An 18577-nucleotide genomic window follows, 5' to 3' on the forward strand; every position below is an offset into this window, starting at 1 on the left:
TTCCTTTTTTTTCTCTTACGATATTTTTTTTGTAGTTTTGAAACAATTCTTTTTACAAAAAGTTTTTAAAAAATTTGAGCTGTCTAAAACTGAAATATCATCAAAGTACTGAACTAAAATTAGTTTGGAATAAAAAAGCACTGACCTCAAAGAAAAGTGATTTAAAAGCACGTAGTTATTTCCTCTTTGGACTTAAACATAAAGGATACAATAATGTTGTGAATGGCATTGAAAATAACTACTTCACGTATCAAGGGCAAGAATTAACCGAAGACCTTGGTTTAAATATGCACGAATGGAAATACAGATTTAGCGACCCATCTATTGGACGTTTTATAAGTATTGACCCACTTGCAGAAGATTACACATATAACTCTACCTATGCGTTCCAAGAAAATAAACTTGGAATGGGTACAGAACTTGAAGGAGCTGAATTGTTACCGCATCCTTGGATGGTTGCTGATGCAGCAAAAAATCCTAATGGTGTAAGTGCACACGCTTTTGGAGTTAGTAATGGTTTAGCAAATACTGTTACTGGAATTTGGGATGCAGTTACGAATCCTGTTCAAACTTTAAAAGGAATAGGTAATATGTTAGTTGCAGGAGCTGCACAAGGAAATCCTGCAATGATGTTACAAGCAGATGCAGCGTTAGGTAGCGATAGTTTTGGAACGAGTATGGCTATGAGTCAAGCTTTAGATGGAGCGGTAAATGACGTAGTAAGTGGTAATGGTTTTGAAAGAGGTACAGTTATTGGGGAAGTTATTGGAGCTGTTGCAGGAACTAAAGGAGCAAATGCAGCATTAAAAGGTGCTTCAACTGCTTTTAAAGGCATTGGTATAACAAACCCAGTTCCTAGTTCTTTATCAAGAGTAGTACCAGGTAATATTAAATCAAGCACTTTAGGAGCACCAAGCGCTAGTGATGTTTTTGTAACTGCATCTAAAGATATATCTGGATTGAATGCTTCTCAAATTGCTAAAAAGTTAACAATACCTCAAAGTAGTTCAGGGTTTAATGTTATTCAGTTTCCGACACCTAAAACAGGTTTATCTTCACCAATAAATAGAACAAACCCAGGGTTTGTTGGAAGAGGACGAACAGCAGGCGGAGCTAGAGAATTTACAGTTCCAAATCAGACAATACCAGCTAACGCAACGGTTAAAAAGATAAATTAATTATGACTTTGAAAAAAAATGAAATAGAGTTGATAGGTAAATGGGTTCTCCAAGATGGAGAAATGGTTGAAGACCCTATAACTAAAAGAATTAATTTATTAATAGATGATTTTTTGATTAAAGTTGCTACAGATATATCAGGCTGGAATACACTTTATCAAGACCCAAATGATAATCGATATTGGGAATTAATATACAGCAATAGTGATTCACAAGGAGGTGGTTCGCCATCATTGATTAACCTTGCTAAAGACGATGTAATATTAAAATACAATATCAATGACAGTAAATGAACACCCTGATGGTGCTAGAATGTCTACGTAATCGCTACCGCTAGTATTTACTAGTGGCGGTAAGAGTAAGCAACAAAAAACAATTTAATTTTCATTTTTAAAATTGTAAAAGCCACAGCGAAAGCTGTGGTTTTTTTGTTTTAAGAGAGTTGTTGTTGCAGATTGGCTTTTAGAATAAAAGCATCTATAAACTCTTTGACAAGTGTTTTTTTCTTATCCGATAATTTTTCAATTTTCTCAAACTGCAATAATAGTTCGGTATCTTGAATATTATTTTTTGCTTTGTCTTGTATCGTTCCATTTAAAAGGAAGTCTGGAGAAACTTCTAAGGCTTTAGCAACACGATTAAGCACATCTGCAGATGGCATTGCTTCTGCTCTTTCATACTTCCCTACATTGGTAAAATGTACTCCTGCAATATCTGCAACTTGCTGCTGTGATAATTTTCTTTGTTTGCGTGTCTCTAATAATCTTGTAGCTAAATCTTTCATAGTGATAATACTTATTAACAACACAAATATAGTAAATAAGCGTGTTTTCAAGACATAAGACAAAGTGGTTGTGAATAAAATTAGATAATACTATTTTGATTAATTATGCTTATTGGGTATGTTTGTAGTGAAATCACTACATAATATTTTTATCAACAATGAACATTGCCACATTTAAAAAGGAGTTGGATATTTTAGAAATAGGAAAAGAACTAGGATTGCAGATTAATAACAAAGGACAATGTTTATGTCCGTTCCACAAAGACAAAAAACCAAGCTTGATGTTCTCCAGAGAAAAACAAATAGCCACCTGTTTTAGTGGGAACTGTACCGCAGGCACGATGGATGTGATAGATTTAGTACAAAAGTTTTATAGTTGGGAATTACCCGAAACATTAAAATGGCTAGAGTCGGTAGCATCAACAAGCAAGTCGATAGCATCGACGGGCAATTTAAAACCATCCACCATCCACTATCAAGAACTTTTTAAAAAACTACAACCCAAGTTAAAACAAAGCAGCAATGCAAGAAATTATTTAGAAAGCAGACATTTAGATTATAAAAAGTTGGAAGCTGCTTTTAATAATGGTAAGGATTATGCTTCTTTAAAGCACTGTATTATTTTTCCATTAAAGGATAAAAACGGACAGATTGTGTCATTGTATGGAAGAAGCATTTATAAAGATGCAAAATACCCACATTTTTATACGAAGAACCGACAAGGTTTGTATCCAAAATACCCACCTGCAGCAACTAAAAAATTAATTATTATCGAAAGCATCATCGATGCTACCACCTTAGAACAACATTTTACATTGCCAAAAGATACAGCGATTCTAGCGGCTTATGGCACAAACGGCATCACACCACAACACACGGAAGCCGTGAGCTATTTAAAAAGTTTAGAAGAAATTATCCTGTGGTTAGATGCCGACCATGCGGGTAAAAAAGCTACAGAAAAATATGCGAAAGAACTTGCAGAAAAATACCCTGACGTACAAATTACCAAAGTTCCCACACTCGATGGCGAGGATATTAATTCTTTATTGGACAGCCATACTTCAGAAATATTTACCCAGTTTTTTGAAAATCGAACACAAGCAATACCTGCCAAACAACTTAAAAAAAAATACAGCATCCAAATAGAAACTCATAAAACCAATTACCAAGATGAACATTTACACATCCAAGTATTGGGCAAATTAGACATCAAAAATCTAGGTGCGCTTAGAGTTACATTAGTTGTAAAAAGCAAACACAATATGCATTACATTCCTGTTAGAAACACTTTAGACCTTTATCACGGAGACCGTATAGAAAAGTTTGTAAGAACCTGCGCAGAGAAATTAGAAACCGGTACAAGTTTTATACGAAAAGCATTAAACACGCTTACAGAAAATTTAGAACATCATCGATTGCAACAGATAGAAATCACCAAGCAACAACAACAGGCAATGCCTGTAAATAGACAACTCACTCAGATAGAAAAACAAGCTGCGCTTGTGCTTTTAAAGGACAAAGATTTTATAAAAAAGTTGACTCAAAAATTACAAGATACAGGCATTGTAGGCGAAGAGAAAAAAGCCCTTTTTTTATTTACGATTCTATTAAGTCATCAAATGAACCACACGCTACACGCCATGGTACAAGGCACTTCGGGAAGTGGGAAAAGTCATCTGATAAAAAAAGTGGCCGACTGTATGTTTAATCAAAACAAAATCAAAAGGTTTACTAGAGTTAGTGAGAAAAGTTTTTACAATTATGGGAGTTACGACCTACAGCATTGTGGAATCATCTTAGAAGATTACGACGGTTTAGGAGAAGAAGCCCAGTTGGCTTGGAGAGAATTGCAAAGTAACGGACAACTAAGCAGCAGCGTGAGTTTAAAAAACGAAATCACAGGCGAGATAAAAAGTGGAGAAAAACATGTCTATGGTCCGATTGCTTCTTTAGTGGCTACCACAAAATTTAGATTGTATGAAGATAACCAAAGTAGAGTGTTTACCATTGCCATTGATGAGAGTGAACAGCAAACAGAAAAGGTGCTAGCCTACATGGCACAAAAATCCTCAAAAGGCATCACGGATGCCCAAGAGCAGCAAGCTGTTTTAGAAATCCAAAACTTAGTGAGTTTATTAAAACCCTATTCTGTACAAAATAAGTACCGATTGCACTTGCCAAAAACCACACAACAGCGTAGAAGACTTACCCAAATGCTTCATGATTTTATAGAACAAATAACTTTATTACACCAGTACAATCGGCAGCGAATCGCTGCAGATACACAAGAACCACAAACGCTAATCACAAAACTGGAAGATCTGGAACTGGCAGTAGATCTGATGTTTGAAAGCATTGTATTAAAAACCGATGAACTCGATGGAATCCTACGACAGTTCTATGAAAACCTAAAAAAGTACATCACTCCCAAAGGAGAAAATACCGATTTTACACAACGAGAAATACGCCAAGAATTTAGGATTAGTAAAAGTCAGACCCAACGTTATTTTAATGAATTACTGGAATTAGAATACATCCAAAAAAGCAGTGTTGGTGGTAGAAATACCTTTGTTTATAAGATTGCCTATTGGGATAATTTAGAGAAATTGCGAACAGAAATAAGAGGCTATTTATACAAACAAATCCAAGCGTATAAAGACAAATCCTAAAAAGACAAGCATCCTTGGGTCGGTTATGGGTCAGTTATGGGTCGGTCGTGGGTCGGTCGTGGGTCGGTCAAAACATTGATAATCAACAAATAATCTAGTAGCAACCCAGTTACCCAGAACAAGAATAAATAAGGGAAATAAAAAATTGCCATAAAACCCCACCCTTTAAAAGCTGACATCTCCATCTTTTAACCTTCTAACTTTTTAACTTTCTAACACAACAACCATGAACACCCGTTACAAAAAACAGGCAGTAAAACGCTATGTAAAAATTGAAAAAATCAAATACAGAAAGTATCATATTAAAGATTTTAATTTGCTGATAAAATTGATTTATCCCAAACGAGTGGTACTCAATCCTTATCATAAATTACTAGAAAAAACAGGAAGTTTTAGCAAAGTACATTTAGAGCTGATTAAAGAAACAACGGCTAATTTTACCATTTTAAATGAGATGCACCGAGACCAAGATAAATATGGGAGATTGTATACTGTGAGAGAAGATTTAAACAATGCCATTTATTTTTTACAAAACGAGTTAAAACTCAAAGAACAAGATATTTTACTGGGTGCTTCTACACGTTGGTTTTACCATGAAATTCATTGGCAATTTTACGATAGCGTTTTTACAAGCAGAGAAGTCGCCTTACAACTTAGAAAAGCCAAAAGTACGGTGTATCATCATTTAACGGAATTGGTCGATAGAGAATTGGTAGAAATCGTAGGAAAACGAAACACAGCATATATTTATCAAATCAAAGCAAAATCCGAACACTAAAGAATCGGTTGTAAGGTGTTCGCTACGCCCCTCTGTGCAGCACTTTTTTTTGGCCAAAAAAAAATACATCGGCTTACAGCCGTTTTTGTCCAAAAAAAAGCTGCTGCCTCCCTGCTTCTGCTCCGCTCACTCGCAGCTCCTCTGTATTTTTGTTAGGCTCCTATGGGTCGCCTACAAAAATCCACCGCTGCTTATCGGGCGCAGCCGCTGGTGCCAAAGCCTACTGCGCATTTTTTTTTAATCGATTTATTATTTTTATAATAAGGAGAAAAAAAATGCTTGTGGCGCGTCCACGCTGCTCACTTAATCGTTCGCAGACAATGTGTCCACGTCGGCTTTGGCGCTGCGCTTTCGCTGCGCTGGTTTTGCGTACAACGCAGAACACTCAATCGGCGTTGGCCTCTATAAACAGTACGGTTAAATCAAAAAAAGGGAAATACATAGTGGGCTATTATCCTGAAATGAGTTGACCGTTTTTTTAGCTAAATCCTAAAATAGATTTACAACCCGGAATCAATCCTAAAATGAGTTTACAGTTTTTAAAATCAGTACGGAAAACACTTGAGATATCACAGAGGGAAGAACTTACCATAAACGATGTAGTTCCGATGCTGAACGCACTATCGCTTGTCGGTTTTAAAAAGCTGACGATTTATCTCCCTGCTATAACCCTTTCTATAAATCCTCATCTTTTTAAAACGGAGGTAAACCGTTTTAATAATTGGCGATTTTTTAGAGGTGGAAAAAAGCCAGGGGAAAAATCGACAAGTATTAAAATGAAGCAACCGAAGGGCGCTAGTCTTCACAAAGAGCATAAAAAAAGAAGCTACCTAATTAAAAGATAACTTCTTACTTAGCAAACGATTTTAGTCCTCTAAGACGTCGTAGCTAAAATACGACTTTTTTACTTAAAAATCAAAGCTATTATCATCAATCTTAGTTCCACTGTGCGCTCAGGTAGCTATGAGCCTGGAGTATTTTACATAATTTACATTATAACTTACAAGCGAAGAACCGATCAAATAGTAAACTCCTGAATTTGTATTATAATGCCAATTATGTACAAATATCGAGGGAAAGGAAACGGAAAAAACACAGGGGTTTTGAGGAACGAAAATACTGGGTTTTTGGAGTGCGGATTTAATCATAAAATCATATATTTACAATGGTCATGAAGTGAGGACGTTCTTAAAAAAATCTGTTTTTGTCAGGTATAAGCGATAAAAAATGGGCTTTTATTAAAAAAAACGCATAAACGTCTATCCCTTTGGACTCAAACATAAAGGGTATAATAACGTGGTTTCGAGTAATGGAAATTCTGTGGCGCAGAAATTTGGGTTCAATGGTCAAGAGTATGAAGAAGCTTTAGGGTTTGATATGTACGAAATGGATTTTCGTGGATATGACCCTGCTTTAGGTAGGTTTTTTGCTATTGACCCTCTGACAGAAGTTATTCCTGCAATTAACCCTTATCAGTTTTCATTTAATAATCCAATTTTCTTAGCTGACCCAACTGGTTTAATTCCACAGGGAATGTCTACTGAAGATTTTATTCAAGATTTATGGAACAGAACACCTGATGATGGTTATGCATATAGTTATGATAGTGGTGGTAATTTGACAGGAGTTACAGATCCAGATGAAATTGCAATAGCCGAAACTCAATATAACAATGGTATTACCAAAACCAATAATAAAAAGAAGCGTGCATATTTTGTTCAAATAGATAGGGAGTATAATTATCTTAGAGCAAGAGGAATGAGAGAGGAAGCAAATTTCTTACAAGATTTAATTCAAAATGGAAATTTAACACCTCAAGAGATAGCTGAAGTGGCTCAGCTTAGAAAAACTCTTGTGAGTAAGCTCAAAGCAACTTACATGATGGCTATCTTTTCTCCTGATATAGTATCAGAGGTCTTATTCATGGGAGCTATAGGTTCGGCTTCTAATCAGGTTAGAAACAAAACATTTAATTACATTGCAAGAGGTCAGCAATCTAGAGCAGGTATAACTGTGCTTGGAAAGTTTCCTGAATACTTACAATTAGCAGAAAAGTTAGGGGCTAATAAATTTAGTATTCCTATGAAAATATGGAATAAAATGACTCCAGTACAACAATGGGCTGCTAACACTAAGTTTTTAGATAGAGCTATTCAAAGAGGGGATAAAATTCTATTGGCACAACGAGTTACTAATTTGAAGAATGTAACAGGCTTCCTTAGAAAAGAATTAAATTATCTTATGGAGCGTGGATATAAACTTAACAAACATGGAACATCGTTAATAAAATCAGTAAAATGAAACAAATAAAAGAAGTATTAAATATTATTTCAATCCCATCAAGATTTTATCTTGATGGGAATAACCATTCTTTTCATGATCTTTTGAAAGAATCAGGTTACTTAGAAATTTATAAAGAACTTTCTGAAAACCTACTTTCCGAAGTTTTAAAAAGTAATCCAGAAAATTTTCAAGCCTGGCTTAATTGGTCAGAAGATAAAAGAACATCTGAAGGTTGGTTTTTGAGAACTGATGGAAAAACTTTTGAAGTAGGTCAGATTAATGGTGAAAATTATGAGAATTTGATTAACTTTGAAGACAAGTTTGAAGCTTGTTCATCTTTCATAATTAAGGAGTTAGATTTTATTAAAGATAAATTATAATGCTATGCAATCAAATTTTAGTAAAACTCACAGTAAAATAAAATCAAAGAGAAAATTTAATAACAATATTATCTTTCTCTTTGCTAAGGTCTTTTTAGTTATTCTTCTGATTTATTATTTTTGGTTGCAATAATTATTCAAAAAGATAAAAAACACTCTAAGGAATTAGAGTGTTTTTTAATTTTATTCCAAAGGATAACTTGCCACAAAAACTTCCAGAAATTAGAAATTTAACTAAAGTGTTAAAAACGAAATAAAATGAATAACAAGAATATCGATTGGTTTAAGGATAATTTATCTAAAAAATTTGATAACTATAAGTTGACCTATAAATACTTTGAAGAAGGAGATTTTGGAACTCTAAATCAAGTGGAGTTTAATTCTGAAAAAATTGATGGAGCCATAGACTTTTGGAGTCAAGGATGGATTGGAATTTATGCTTGGGATAACAAAGGAGAGAAAGAATTGATAAATGTTTTATCAGAACCTGATGAGAAAGATAAAGCTGAAAAAGCATTTAATGATCTTCTAAAAGTAATTTAAGAAATTCCCCTGTATTCTATGATAAAAACAAGTAAAAGTTGAGATATTATTTTTACTAATTTATGCAGCAAATTTAAAAGTATCTACATAGGGTGTTTGTCGTTTGACAACGGCAAACACTCTTGCTATTAATTTGTTTCTAATAATGTTAACGGTACTCATTTTACTTTTGCCTTGTTTTATTCTTTTATGATAGTATAATTTCATTTCTGGGTTATGTTGTATAGCAGAAATAGCGCACATATTAATAATTGCTTTCAATTTTTTATTAGCCAAATGAGAGACTTTTGTACGTCCTTTAATACTAGTTCCAGATTGGTAAGGAAAAGGAGCAACACCACAATAAGAGGCAAACTTTCTCCAGTTTTCAAATTTTGAAAAATTGTCAGTAAACACAATCATCATTATAGCAGTTTGCATTCCTATACCTTTAACACTAGTAACAAGTTTATAGGTTTCTTTTAACATTATATTTTGGTCAATAATAGCTTGCATTTGAGTATTAATCTTGTGTATTTGTTTGGTTAGTTCTGCAATCATTTTTTGTTGAACGTCAAAGATTATTTTATACTCTTTTGCTTTATAAATTCTTTTTTGTTCTTTCAAAGTAACTTTAAAACCAGCTCTTTGTTTGTTAAGTTTTGTCCTTAAAGATAAGAGACTTTTTAGTTGTAATATACTTCTTTTAGGTAGCTTACTGGGTTTAAGTTCTTCTTTTAATCGATACCCATATAGAGCAATGCGTTTGGCATCAATTTGGTCATCCTTTCCACGAGCAATACCAATAGATCTTTTAATTTCTAAACCAGAAGCTATGAAAAAAGATAATTTTTGTTCAGTTAAAGACACAGATAATAAATGAGAGTACATTCCTGTATGTTCAAATACAAACATGGTTTCTTCTTTAGAGAAAGACGAATTTTTAAAACTCCACTTTAGCATTAATTTAAATCCAGATTTACTGTTCTCAAACTGTTGAACAATTTGTTTAGAATAGATACAAACATCAATTAATAATTTACTGACATCGATTCCGATAATTTCATTTGTTTTCATAATTTTGTAATTAGATATTAATAATAGTTACTTAAACTAAGACCTTTAATAAGGGCAGAAACTGAAATTCTATATGGTTCTAAGTAACTTTTAAAAAGAACGGAGACTAATACGGGGGATGGCTCTAAAAAGCTAGCTGGCCGCTAAAGTTCACTCCGTTCTTTTGTGTTTTTGGTTATCAACAAAATAAGAGTTATTAACAAAGAAAAAAAGAAGCAAAAAAAGAAATTTCATCATAACTATTATGTTTTTATTTTAAGTAATTATTTCTATTTGCTAATCTAAAGGATGGTGCTAGAATGTCTACGTAATCGCTACCGCTAGTATTTACTAGTGGCGGTAAGAGTAAGCAACAAAAAACAATTTAATTTTCATTTTTAAAATTGTAAAAGCCACAGCGAAAGCTGTGGTTTTTTTGTTTTAAGAGAGTTGTTGTTGCAGATTGGCTTTTAGAATAAAAGCATCTATAAACTCTTTGACAAGTGTTTTTTTCTTATCCGATAATTTTTCAATTTTCTCAAACTGCAATAATAGTTCGGTATCTTGAATATTATTTTTTGCTTTGTCTTGTATCGTTCCATTTAAAAGGAAGTCTGGAGAAACTTCTAAGGCTTTAGCAACACGATTAAGCACATCTGCAGATGGCATTGCTTCTGCTCTTTCATACTTCCCTACATTGGTAAAATGTACTCCTGCAATATCTGCAACTTGCTGCTGTGATAATTTTCTTTGTTTGCGTGTCTCTAATAATCTTGTAGCTAAATCTTTCATAGTGATAATACTTATTAACAACACAAATATAGTAAATAAGCGTGTTTTCAAGACATAAGACAAAGTGGTTGTGAATAAAATTAGATAATACTATTTTGATTAATTATGCTTATTGGGTATGTTTGTAGTGAAATCACTACATAATATTTTTATCAACAATGAACATTGCCACATTTAAAAAGGAGTTGGATATTTTAGAAATAGGAAAAGAACTAGGATTGCAGATTAATAACAAAGGACAATGTTTATGTCCGTTCCACAAAGACAAAAAACCAAGCTTGATGTTCTCCAGAGAAAAACAAATAGCCACCTGTTTTAGTGGGAACTGTACCGCAGGCACGATGGATGTGATAGATTTAGTACAAAAGTTTTATAGTTGGGAATTACCCGAAACATTAAAATGGCTAGAGTCGGTAGCATCAACAAGCAAGTCGATAGCATCGACGGGCAATTTAAAACCATCCACCATCCACTATCAAGAACTTTTTAAAAAACTACAACCCAAGTTAAAACAAAGCAGCAATGCAAGAAATTATTTAGAAAGCAGACATTTAGATTATAAAAAGTTGGAAGCTGCTTTTAATAATGGTAAGGATTATGCTTCTTTAAAGCACTGTATTATTTTTCCATTAAAGGATAAAAACGGACAGATTGTGTCATTGTATGGAAGAAGCATTTATAAAGATGCAAAATACCCACATTTTTATACGAAGAACCGACAAGGTTTGTATCCAAAATACCCACCTGCAGCAACTAAAAAATTAATTATTATCGAAAGCATCATCGATGCTACCACCTTAGAACAACATTTTACATTGCCAAAAGATACAGCGATTCTAGCGGCTTATGGCACAAACGGCATCACACCACAACACACGGAAGCCGTGAGCTATTTAAAAAGTTTAGAAGAAATTATCCTGTGGTTAGATGCCGACCATGCCTTTAGATTAGCAAATAGAAATAATTACTTAAAATAAAAACATAATAGTTATGATGAAATTTCTTTTTTTGCTTCTTTTTTTCTTTGTTAATAACTCTTATTTTGTTGATAACCAAAAACACAAAAGAACGGAGTGAACTTTAGCGGCCAGCTAGCTTTTTAGAGCCATCCCCCGTATTAGTCTCCGTTCTTTTTAAAAGTTACTTAGAACCATATAGAATTTCAGTTTCTGCCCTTATTAAAGGTCTTAGTTTAAGTAACTATTATTAATATCTAATTACAAAATTATGAAAACAAATGAAATTATCGGAATCGATGTCAGTAAATTATTAATTGATGTTTGTATCTATTCTAAACAAATTGTTCAACAGTTTGAGAACAGTAAATCTGGATTTAAATTAATGCTAAAGTGGAGTTTTAAAAATTCGTCTTTCTCTAAAGAAGAAACCATGTTTGTATTTGAACATACAGGAATGTACTCTCATTTATTATCTGTGTCTTTAACTGAACAAAAATTATCTTTTTTCATAGCTTCTGGTTTAGAAATTAAAAGATCTATTGGTATTGCTCGTGGAAAGGATGACCAAATTGATGCCAAACGCATTGCTCTATATTGGTATCGATTAAAAGAAGAACTTAAACCCAGTAAGCTACCTAAAAGAAGTATATTACAACTAAAAAGTCTCTTATCTTTAAGGACAAAACTTAACAAACAAAGAGCTGGTTTTAAAGTTACTTTGAAAGAACAAAAAAGAATTTATAAAGCAAAAGAGTATAAAATAATCTTTGACGTTCAACAAAAAATGATTGCAGAACTAACCAAACAAATACACAAGATTAATACTCAAATGCAAGCTATTATTGACCAAAATATAATGTTAAAAGAAACCTATAAACTTGTTACTAGTGTTAAAGGTATAGGAATGCAAACTGCTATAATGATGATTGTGTTTACTGACAATTTTTCAAAATTTGAAAACTGGAGAAAGTTTGCCTCTTATTGTGGTGTTGCTCCTTTTCCTTACCAATCTGGAACTAGTATTAAAGGACGTACAAAAGTCTCTCATTTGGCTAATAAAAAATTGAAAGCAATTATTAATATGTGCGCTATTTCTGCTATACAACATAACCCAGAAATGAAATTATACTATCATAAAAGAATAAAACAAGGCAAAAGTAAAATGAGTACCGTTAACATTATTAGAAACAAATTAATAGCAAGAGTGTTTGCCGTTGTCAAACGACAAACACCCTATGTAGATACTTTTAAATTTGCTGCATAAATTAGTAAAAATAATATCTCAACTTTTACTTGTTTTTATCATAGAATACGGGTAAAAAAGCTACAGAAAAATATGCGAAAGAACTTGCAGAAAAATACCCTGACGTACAAATTACCAAAGTTCCCACACTCGATGGCGAGGATATTAATTCTTTATTGGACAGCCATACTTCAGAAATATTTACCCAGTTTTTTGAAAATCGAACACAAGCAATACCTGCCAAACAACTTAAAAAAAAATACAGCATCCAAATAGAAACTCATAAAACCAATTACCAAGATGAACATTTACACATCCAAGTATTGGGCAAATTAGACATCAAAAATCTAGGTGCGCTTAGAGTTACATTAGTTGTAAAAAGCAAACACAATATGCATTACATTCCTGTTAGAAACACTTTAGACCTTTATCACGGAGACCGTATAGAAAAGTTTGTAAGAACCTGCGCAGAGAAATTAGAAACCGGTACAAGTTTTATACGAAAAGCATTAAACACGCTTACAGAAAATTTAGAACATCATCGATTGCAACAGATAGAAATCACCAAGCAACAACAACAGGCAATGCCTGTAAATAGACAACTCACTCAGATAGAAAAACAAGCTGCGCTTGTGCTTTTAAAGGACAAAGATTTTATAAAAAAGTTGACTCAAAAATTACAAGATACAGGCATTGTAGGCGAAGAGAAAAAAGCCCTTTTTTTATTTACGATTCTATTAAGTCATCAAATGAACCACACGCTACACGCCATGGTACAAGGCACTTCGGGAAGTGGGAAAAGTCATCTGATAAAAAAAGTGGCCGACTGTATGTTTAATCAAAACAAAATCAAAAGGTTTACTAGAGTTAGTGAGAAAAGTTTTTACAATTATGGGAGTTACGACCTACAGCATTGTGGAATCATCTTAGAAGATTACGACGGTTTAGGAGAAGAAGCCCAGTTGGCTTGGAGAGAATTGCAAAGTAACGGACAACTAAGCAGCAGCGTGAGTTTAAAAAACGAAATCACAGGCGAGATAAAAAGTGGAGAAAAACATGTCTATGGTCCGATTGCTTCTTTAGTGGCTACCACAAAATTTAGATTGTATGAAGATAACCAAAGTAGAGTGTTTACCATTGCCATTGATGAGAGTGAACAGCAAACAGAAAAGGTGCTAGCCTACATGGCACAAAAATCCTCAAAAGGCATCACGGATGCCCAAGAGCAGCAAGCTGTTTTAGAAATCCAAAACTTAGTGAGTTTATTAAAACCCTATTCTGTACAAAATAAGTACCGATTGCACTTGCCAAAAACCACACAACAGCGTAGAAGACTTACCCAAATGCTTCATGATTTTATAGAACAAATAACTTTATTACACCAGTACAATCGGCAGCGAATCGCTGCAGATACACAAGAACCACAAACGCTAATCACAAAACTGGAAGATCTGGAACTGGCAGTAGATCTGATGTTTGAAAGCATTGTATTAAAAACCGATGAACTCGATGGAATCCTACGACAGTTCTATGAAAACCTAAAAAAGTACATCACTCCCAAAGGAGAAAATACCGATTTTACACAACGAGAAATACGCCAAGAATTTAGGATTAGTAAAAGTCAGACCCAACGTTATTTTAATGAATTACTGGAATTAGAATACATCCAAAAAAGCAGTGTTGGTGGTAGAAATACCTTTGTTTATAAGATTGCCTATTGGGATAATTTAGAGAAATTGCGAACAGAAATAAGAGGCTATTTATACAAACAAATCCAAGCGTATAAAGACAAATCCTAAAAAGACAAGCATCCTTGGGTCGGTTATGGGTCAGTTATGGGTCGGTCGTGGGTCGGTCGTGGGTCGGTCAAAACATTGATAATCAACAAATAATCTAGTAGCAACCCAGTTACCCAGAACAAGAATAAATAAGGGAAATAAAAAATTGCCATAAAACCCCACCCTTTAAAAGCTGACATCTCCATCTTTTAACCTTCTAACTTTTTAACTTTCTAACACAACAACCATGAACACCCGTTACAAAAAACAGGCAGTAAAACGCTATGTAAAAATTGAAAAAATCAAATACAGAAAGTATCATATTAAAGATTTTAATTTGCTGATAAAATTGATTTATCCCAAACGAGTGGTACTCAATCCTTATCATAAATTACTAGAAAAAACAGGAAGTTTTAGCAAAGTACATTTAGAGCTGATTAAAGAAACAACGGCTAATTTTACCATTTTAAATGAGATGCACCGAGACCAAGATAAATATGGGAGATTGTATACTGTGAGAGAAGATTTAAACAATGCCATTTATTTTTTACAAAACGAGTTAAAACTCAAAGAACAAGATATTTTACTGGGTGCTTCTACACGTTGGTTTTACCATGAAATTCATTGGCAATTTTACGATAGCGTTTTTACAAGCAGAGAAGTCGCCTTACAACTTAGAAAAGCCAAAAGTACGGTGTATCATCATTTAACGGAATTGGTCGATAGAGAATTGGTAGAAATCGTAGGAAAACGAAACACAGCATATATTTATCAAATCAAAGCAAAATCCGAACACTAAAGAATCGGTTGTAAGGTGTTCGCTACGCCCCTCTGTGCAGCACTTTTTTTTGGCCAAAAAAAAATACATCGGCTTACAGCCGTTTTTGTCCAAAAAAAAGCTGCTGCCTCCCTGCTTCTGCTCCGCTCACTCGCAGCTCCTCTGTATTTTTGTTAGGCTCCTATGGGTCGCCTACAAAAATCCACCGCTGCTTATCGGGCGCAGCCGCTGGTGCCAAAGCCTACTGCGCATTTTTTTTTAATCGATTTATTATTTTTATAATAAGGAGAAAAAAAATGCTTGTGGCGCGTCCACGCTGCTCACTTAATCGTTCGCAGACAATGTGTCCACGTCGGCTTTGGCGCTGCGCTTTCGCTGCGCTGGTTTTGCGTACAACGCAGAACACTCAATCGGCGTTGGCCTCTATAAACAGTACGGTTAAATCAAAAAAAGGGAAATACATAGTGGGCTATTATCCTGAAATGAGTTGACCGTTTTTTTAGCTAAATCCTAAAATAGATTTACAACCCGGAATCAATCCTAAAATGAGTTTACAGTTTTTAAAATCAGTACGGAAAACACTTGAGATATCACAGAGGGAAGAACTTACCATAAACGATGTAGTTCCGATGCTGAACGCACTATCGCTTGTCGGTTTTAAAAAGCTGACGATTTATCTCCCTGCTATAACCCTTTCTATAAATCCTCATCTTTTTAAAACGGAGGTAAACCGTTTTAATAATTGGCGATTTTTTAGAGGTGGAAAAAAGCCAGGGGAAAAATCGACAAGTATTAAAATGAAGCAACCGAAGGGCGCTAGTCTTCACAAAGAGCATAAAAAAAGAAGCTACCTAATTAAAAGATAACTTCTTACTTAGCAAACGATTTTAGTCCTCTAAGACGTCGTAGCTAAAATACGACTTTTTTACTTAAAAATCAAAGCTATTATCATCAATCTTAGTTCCACTGTGCGCTCAGGTAGCTATGAGCCTGGAGTATTTTACATAATTTACATTATAACTTACAAGCGAAGAACCGATCAAATAGTAAACTCCTGAATTTGTATTATAATGCCAATTATGTACAAATATCGAGGGAAAGGAAACGGAAAAAACACAGGGGTTTTGAGGAACGAAAATACTGGGTTTTTGGAGTGCGGATTTAATCATAAAATCATATATTTACAATGGTCATGAAGTGAGGACGTTCTTAAAAAAATCTGTTTTTGTCAGGTATAAGCGATAAAAAATGGGCTTTTATTAAAAAAAACGCATAAAGTTATATCCTTTTGGGTTGAAACACAAGGGTTACAATAACGTAATTAATGGAACGCATCATCCTTATGGGTACAATGGAAAGGAAGAAAATGAAGAACTTGGATTAAATACTTTGGATTATGGTGCTAGAAATTATCAAGCAGATTTAGGTAGATGGTTTGGGATAGATGGAATGGCAGAAAAGTACTTGTCAAATTCTCCATACCATTATGCTAATAATAATCCAATCTTAAATTTTGATGTTGACGGAAATTATTTTGTAAATTTTAGATCTTTGTTTACTGCAATGACCTTTCAACAAAATTCAAGACAACAAATGGAAAAGAATAATAAAAGCATTGAGCAATTGCAGGGATTAATTGACGGTGGAAATCTTTCAGAAAAAGCAGTTGCTAATTTAAATGGTTTGATAGGTGGTCTGGAAGGTGCTAATTCAGAATTACAATCCTCTATAGATGAAGTTTCTACTTTAATGGGGTCTAGTCAAGGTTATAATATTGAAGATGCTGGCGCTTTTGCATCAAGTGGACATACTACATATAATTTTAATACTGGAGTTGTTAATATAAAAGCTCCTTTAGGAAATGGTTTTGGTTTATTAGGACATGAAATACATCATGCATATCAGTTTGATCAAGGTATAACAAGTCTTTCAGATGGAAGTCCTATACAGAAAAGTAAATTAATAGGCGTCGATTTGGCTGATGAATGGAATGCTTATAAAAGACAAAATGCTATTGAACCAGGAACATCTTATGATACGTATAATGAATTGAATAATGATACTAGTTCTCCTTATGCTAACCATCCTAGAACACCAAAAAGTGTTAGTGAACATGCTTTAATACAGAAGATATTAAAGTCTAATGGAACTAAAGCACAAAAAGCTAAATGGTTAAATCAAGAATCTTCTAGAAAGAATCAGGCGTTTAGAATTAATGGAAAAACTTATGATGGGAAAAATTAGAAATTTTAGTTTAATATTTTTAAGTGTACTTGTCTCTTGTTGTAGCGTTAAGAAACATACAGAAGTTCAAAGTGATTTAAAAAATAAGAACATATTAGGAAGGTATGTTAAAGATGATACGCCATATAAAACTCCAAATAGCGAAGAAATTATTTTGCTAGCTAATAATGTTGTAAACTATAATTTAAGTGTCGAATTTTATGGTACTCATTCGTTTGAAGGTATGTGGAAGTTAGAGAAAGATACACTAAACCTATCTTTTGATATTCCTCCAGAAAAAAAACAAGGTAAAATCGATGTTTTTTATGAGAATGATAAACAAAAGACAGTTGATTTGACAATAGTTGATAATGAAAATAATAGTTTGGGAGGTTATTCTATCTTTCTTGATGATAAGGAACAGTTGATAACTTCAAAGACTTTACAGATTAAACCTCAGTTTATTAGAAAAATAAAAATAGATACAGCAGAAGAAGTTTATGAAAAACAGATTAATAAGTTTGTTGATACAGATATGAAAATAGTTTTAACCCCGAATCAATATAGATATGCTCTTTACGATTTTCTAAAAACAAAATGGCTTATTAAGTCAAATCGTTTGATTTATCTCGAAAATGGTATCCCTAATAAGAAATATTCACTCATTAAAATTAAGTGATTGAATTTCATTGTTTAAAAACCCAGGATGGTGCTAGTATGTCACGTACTGGCTACCGCTAGAATTTTTCTAGTGGCGGGTAAGAGTAAGAAATAATTATACAAAACTACAGACATTGTAAAAATGTTTGTGGTTTTCTTTTATACAAACTTTTTAATAATGGCTTTTAGCAGGGTTCTATCCTCTGTGGGTAAGTTCTGTGCTTTTTGTAAAAGCTCATTGAGTTCGGTATCATTTTGCTTGTAAAGTCCGCAAAGAATGTCTAGGCTTACCTCTAATTTTTGAGCCAATGCAATCGCTACATCAAGCTTTGGTACTACTTCTCCTCTTTCATAACGTGCAATATTACCTAGCCCTATCCTTAAATGAGTAGCCAATTGCTTTTGAGTGAGCTGTTTTTGAGTTCTATAATGCTTTAGATTTTGGATAAAATCAGTAAGATTTGAGTTCATAAAAAAGAAATTTAAAAAAAGTT

At 33.6% G+C, this 18577-nt stretch carries 21 protein-coding genes; 17 read left to right on the top strand and 4 right to left on the bottom strand.

Annotated elements, in window-relative coordinates:
* Nucleotides 1-74: 74 nt before the first annotated feature.
* Together GKR88_19140 and GKR88_19145 are read left to right on the top strand one after the other, a co-directional pair.
* Nucleotides 75-1178, top strand: coding sequence for a hypothetical protein (locus GKR88_19140; GenBank protein ID QMU66181.1), 1104 nt, complete (start codon nt 75-77; stop codon nt 1176-1178).
* A gap of 2 nt (nt 1179-1180) precedes the next feature.
* A complete protein-coding gene (locus tag GKR88_19145) occupies nt 1181-1471 on the top strand; it encodes a hypothetical protein (protein ID QMU66182.1) in 291 nt (96 codons plus the stop codon).
* Nucleotides 1472-1611: 140 nt separating this feature from the next.
* Here GKR88_19145 and GKR88_19150 read toward each other — a convergent pair whose 3' ends face one another.
* A complete protein-coding gene (locus GKR88_19150; GenBank protein QMU66183.1) occupies nt 1612-2013 on the bottom strand; it encodes a helix-turn-helix domain-containing protein in 402 nt (133 codons plus the stop codon).
* A gap of 107 nt (nt 2014-2120) precedes the next feature.
* Between GKR88_19150 and GKR88_19155 the strand changes: the two genes are divergently transcribed.
* The 7 genes from GKR88_19155 to GKR88_19185 all read left to right on the top strand — a co-directional run bounded on the left by GKR88_19155 (nt 2121) and on the right by GKR88_19185 (nt 8615).
* On the top strand, nt 2121-4631 hold the full coding sequence (locus GKR88_19155; protein ID QMU66184.1) for a toprim domain-containing protein: 2511 nt from the start codon (nt 2121-2123) through the stop codon (nt 4629-4631).
* A gap of 226 nt (nt 4632-4857) precedes the next feature.
* Nucleotides 4858-5409 carry a hypothetical protein gene (locus GKR88_19160; protein QMU66185.1) on the top strand — a complete coding sequence of 184 codons (552 nt, stop codon included), beginning with the start codon at nt 4858-4860 and terminating at the stop codon, nt 5407-5409.
* 149 nt (nt 5410-5558) lie between these two features.
* Nucleotides 5559-5879: a hypothetical protein gene (locus tag GKR88_19165; protein QMU66186.1), complete on the top strand. Its 321-nt coding sequence runs from the start codon at nt 5559-5561 to the stop codon at nt 5877-5879.
* A 54-nt stretch (nt 5880-5933) separates the two neighbouring features.
* Complete coding sequence (locus tag GKR88_19170) at nt 5934-6254, top strand: hypothetical protein (GenBank protein QMU66187.1); 321 nt, start codon at nt 5934-5936, stop codon at nt 6252-6254.
* 406 nt (nt 6255-6660) lie between these two features.
* Nucleotides 6661-7710, top strand: coding sequence for a hypothetical protein (locus GKR88_19175; protein QMU66188.1), 1050 nt, complete (start codon nt 6661-6663; stop codon nt 7708-7710).
* Nucleotides 7707-8072, top strand: a complete 366-nt coding sequence (locus GKR88_19180) for a hypothetical protein (GenBank protein QMU66189.1) — start codon at nt 7707-7709, stop codon at nt 8070-8072. The genes GKR88_19175 and GKR88_19180 overlap by 4 nt, the downstream gene beginning before the upstream one ends.
* Nucleotides 8073-8330: 258 nt before the next feature.
* Nucleotides 8331-8615, top strand: coding sequence for a hypothetical protein (locus tag GKR88_19185; protein QMU66190.1), 285 nt, complete (start codon nt 8331-8333; stop codon nt 8613-8615).
* Between the two features lie 60 nt (nt 8616-8675).
* Here the strand turns inward: GKR88_19185 and GKR88_19190 are convergent, their stop codons facing one another.
* On the bottom strand, nt 8676-9671 hold the full coding sequence (locus GKR88_19190; protein ID QMU66191.1) for a transposase: 996 nt from the start codon (nt 9669-9671) through the stop codon (nt 8676-8678).
* 420 nt (nt 9672-10091) lie between these two features.
* The gene (locus GKR88_19195; GenBank protein ID QMU66192.1) at nt 10092-10493 is read right to left on the bottom strand and encodes a helix-turn-helix domain-containing protein; all 402 of its coding nucleotides are present in this window, start codon (nt 10491-10493) and stop codon (nt 10092-10094) included.
* 107 nt (nt 10494-10600) lie between these two features.
* On the opposite strand from GKR88_19195, the gene GKR88_19200 reads away from it, so the two are divergent.
* The 8 genes from GKR88_19200 (at nt 10601) to GKR88_19235 (ending at nt 18102) form a co-directional block, all read left to right on the top strand.
* A complete protein-coding gene (locus GKR88_19200) occupies nt 10601-11419 on the top strand; it encodes a hypothetical protein (GenBank protein QMU66193.1) in 819 nt (272 codons plus the stop codon).
* Between the two features lie 250 nt (nt 11420-11669).
* Complete coding sequence (locus GKR88_19205; protein ID QMU66194.1) at nt 11670-12665, top strand: transposase; 996 nt, start codon at nt 11670-11672, stop codon at nt 12663-12665.
* 155 nt (nt 12666-12820) lie between these two features.
* Nucleotides 12821-14443, top strand: a complete 1623-nt coding sequence (locus GKR88_19210; protein ID QMU66195.1) for a hypothetical protein — start codon at nt 12821-12823, stop codon at nt 14441-14443.
* 226 nt (nt 14444-14669) lie between these two features.
* Nucleotides 14670-15221 carry a hypothetical protein gene (locus tag GKR88_19215; GenBank protein ID QMU66196.1) on the top strand — a complete coding sequence of 184 codons (552 nt, stop codon included), beginning with the start codon at nt 14670-14672 and terminating at the stop codon, nt 15219-15221.
* 149 nt (nt 15222-15370) lie between these two features.
* Nucleotides 15371-15691 carry a hypothetical protein gene (locus GKR88_19220; protein QMU66197.1) on the top strand — a complete coding sequence of 107 codons (321 nt, stop codon included), beginning with the start codon at nt 15371-15373 and terminating at the stop codon, nt 15689-15691.
* A gap of 54 nt (nt 15692-15745) precedes the next feature.
* Nucleotides 15746-16066 (top strand): hypothetical protein, encoded by a 321-nt coding sequence (locus GKR88_19225; GenBank protein QMU66198.1) that lies wholly within the window; start codon nt 15746-15748, stop codon nt 16064-16066.
* 406 nt (nt 16067-16472) lie between these two features.
* Nucleotides 16473-17444: a hypothetical protein gene (locus GKR88_19230; GenBank protein ID QMU66199.1), complete on the top strand. Its 972-nt coding sequence runs from the start codon at nt 16473-16475 to the stop codon at nt 17442-17444.
* Nucleotides 17416-18102 carry a hypothetical protein gene (locus tag GKR88_19235; GenBank protein QMU66200.1) on the top strand — a complete coding sequence of 229 codons (687 nt, stop codon included), beginning with the start codon at nt 17416-17418 and terminating at the stop codon, nt 18100-18102. The genes GKR88_19230 and GKR88_19235 overlap by 29 nt, the downstream gene beginning before the upstream one ends.
* A 140-nt stretch (nt 18103-18242) precedes the next feature.
* Here the strand turns inward: GKR88_19235 and GKR88_19240 are convergent, their stop codons facing one another.
* Complete coding sequence (locus GKR88_19240) at nt 18243-18554, bottom strand: helix-turn-helix domain-containing protein (protein QMU66201.1); 312 nt, start codon at nt 18552-18554, stop codon at nt 18243-18245.
* Nucleotides 18555-18577: the final 23 nt, after the last annotated feature.

It is taken from the genome of Flavobacteriaceae bacterium, from assembly GCA_014075215.1.
Classification (GTDB): domain Bacteria; phylum Bacteroidota; class Bacteroidia; order Flavobacteriales; family Flavobacteriaceae; genus Polaribacter.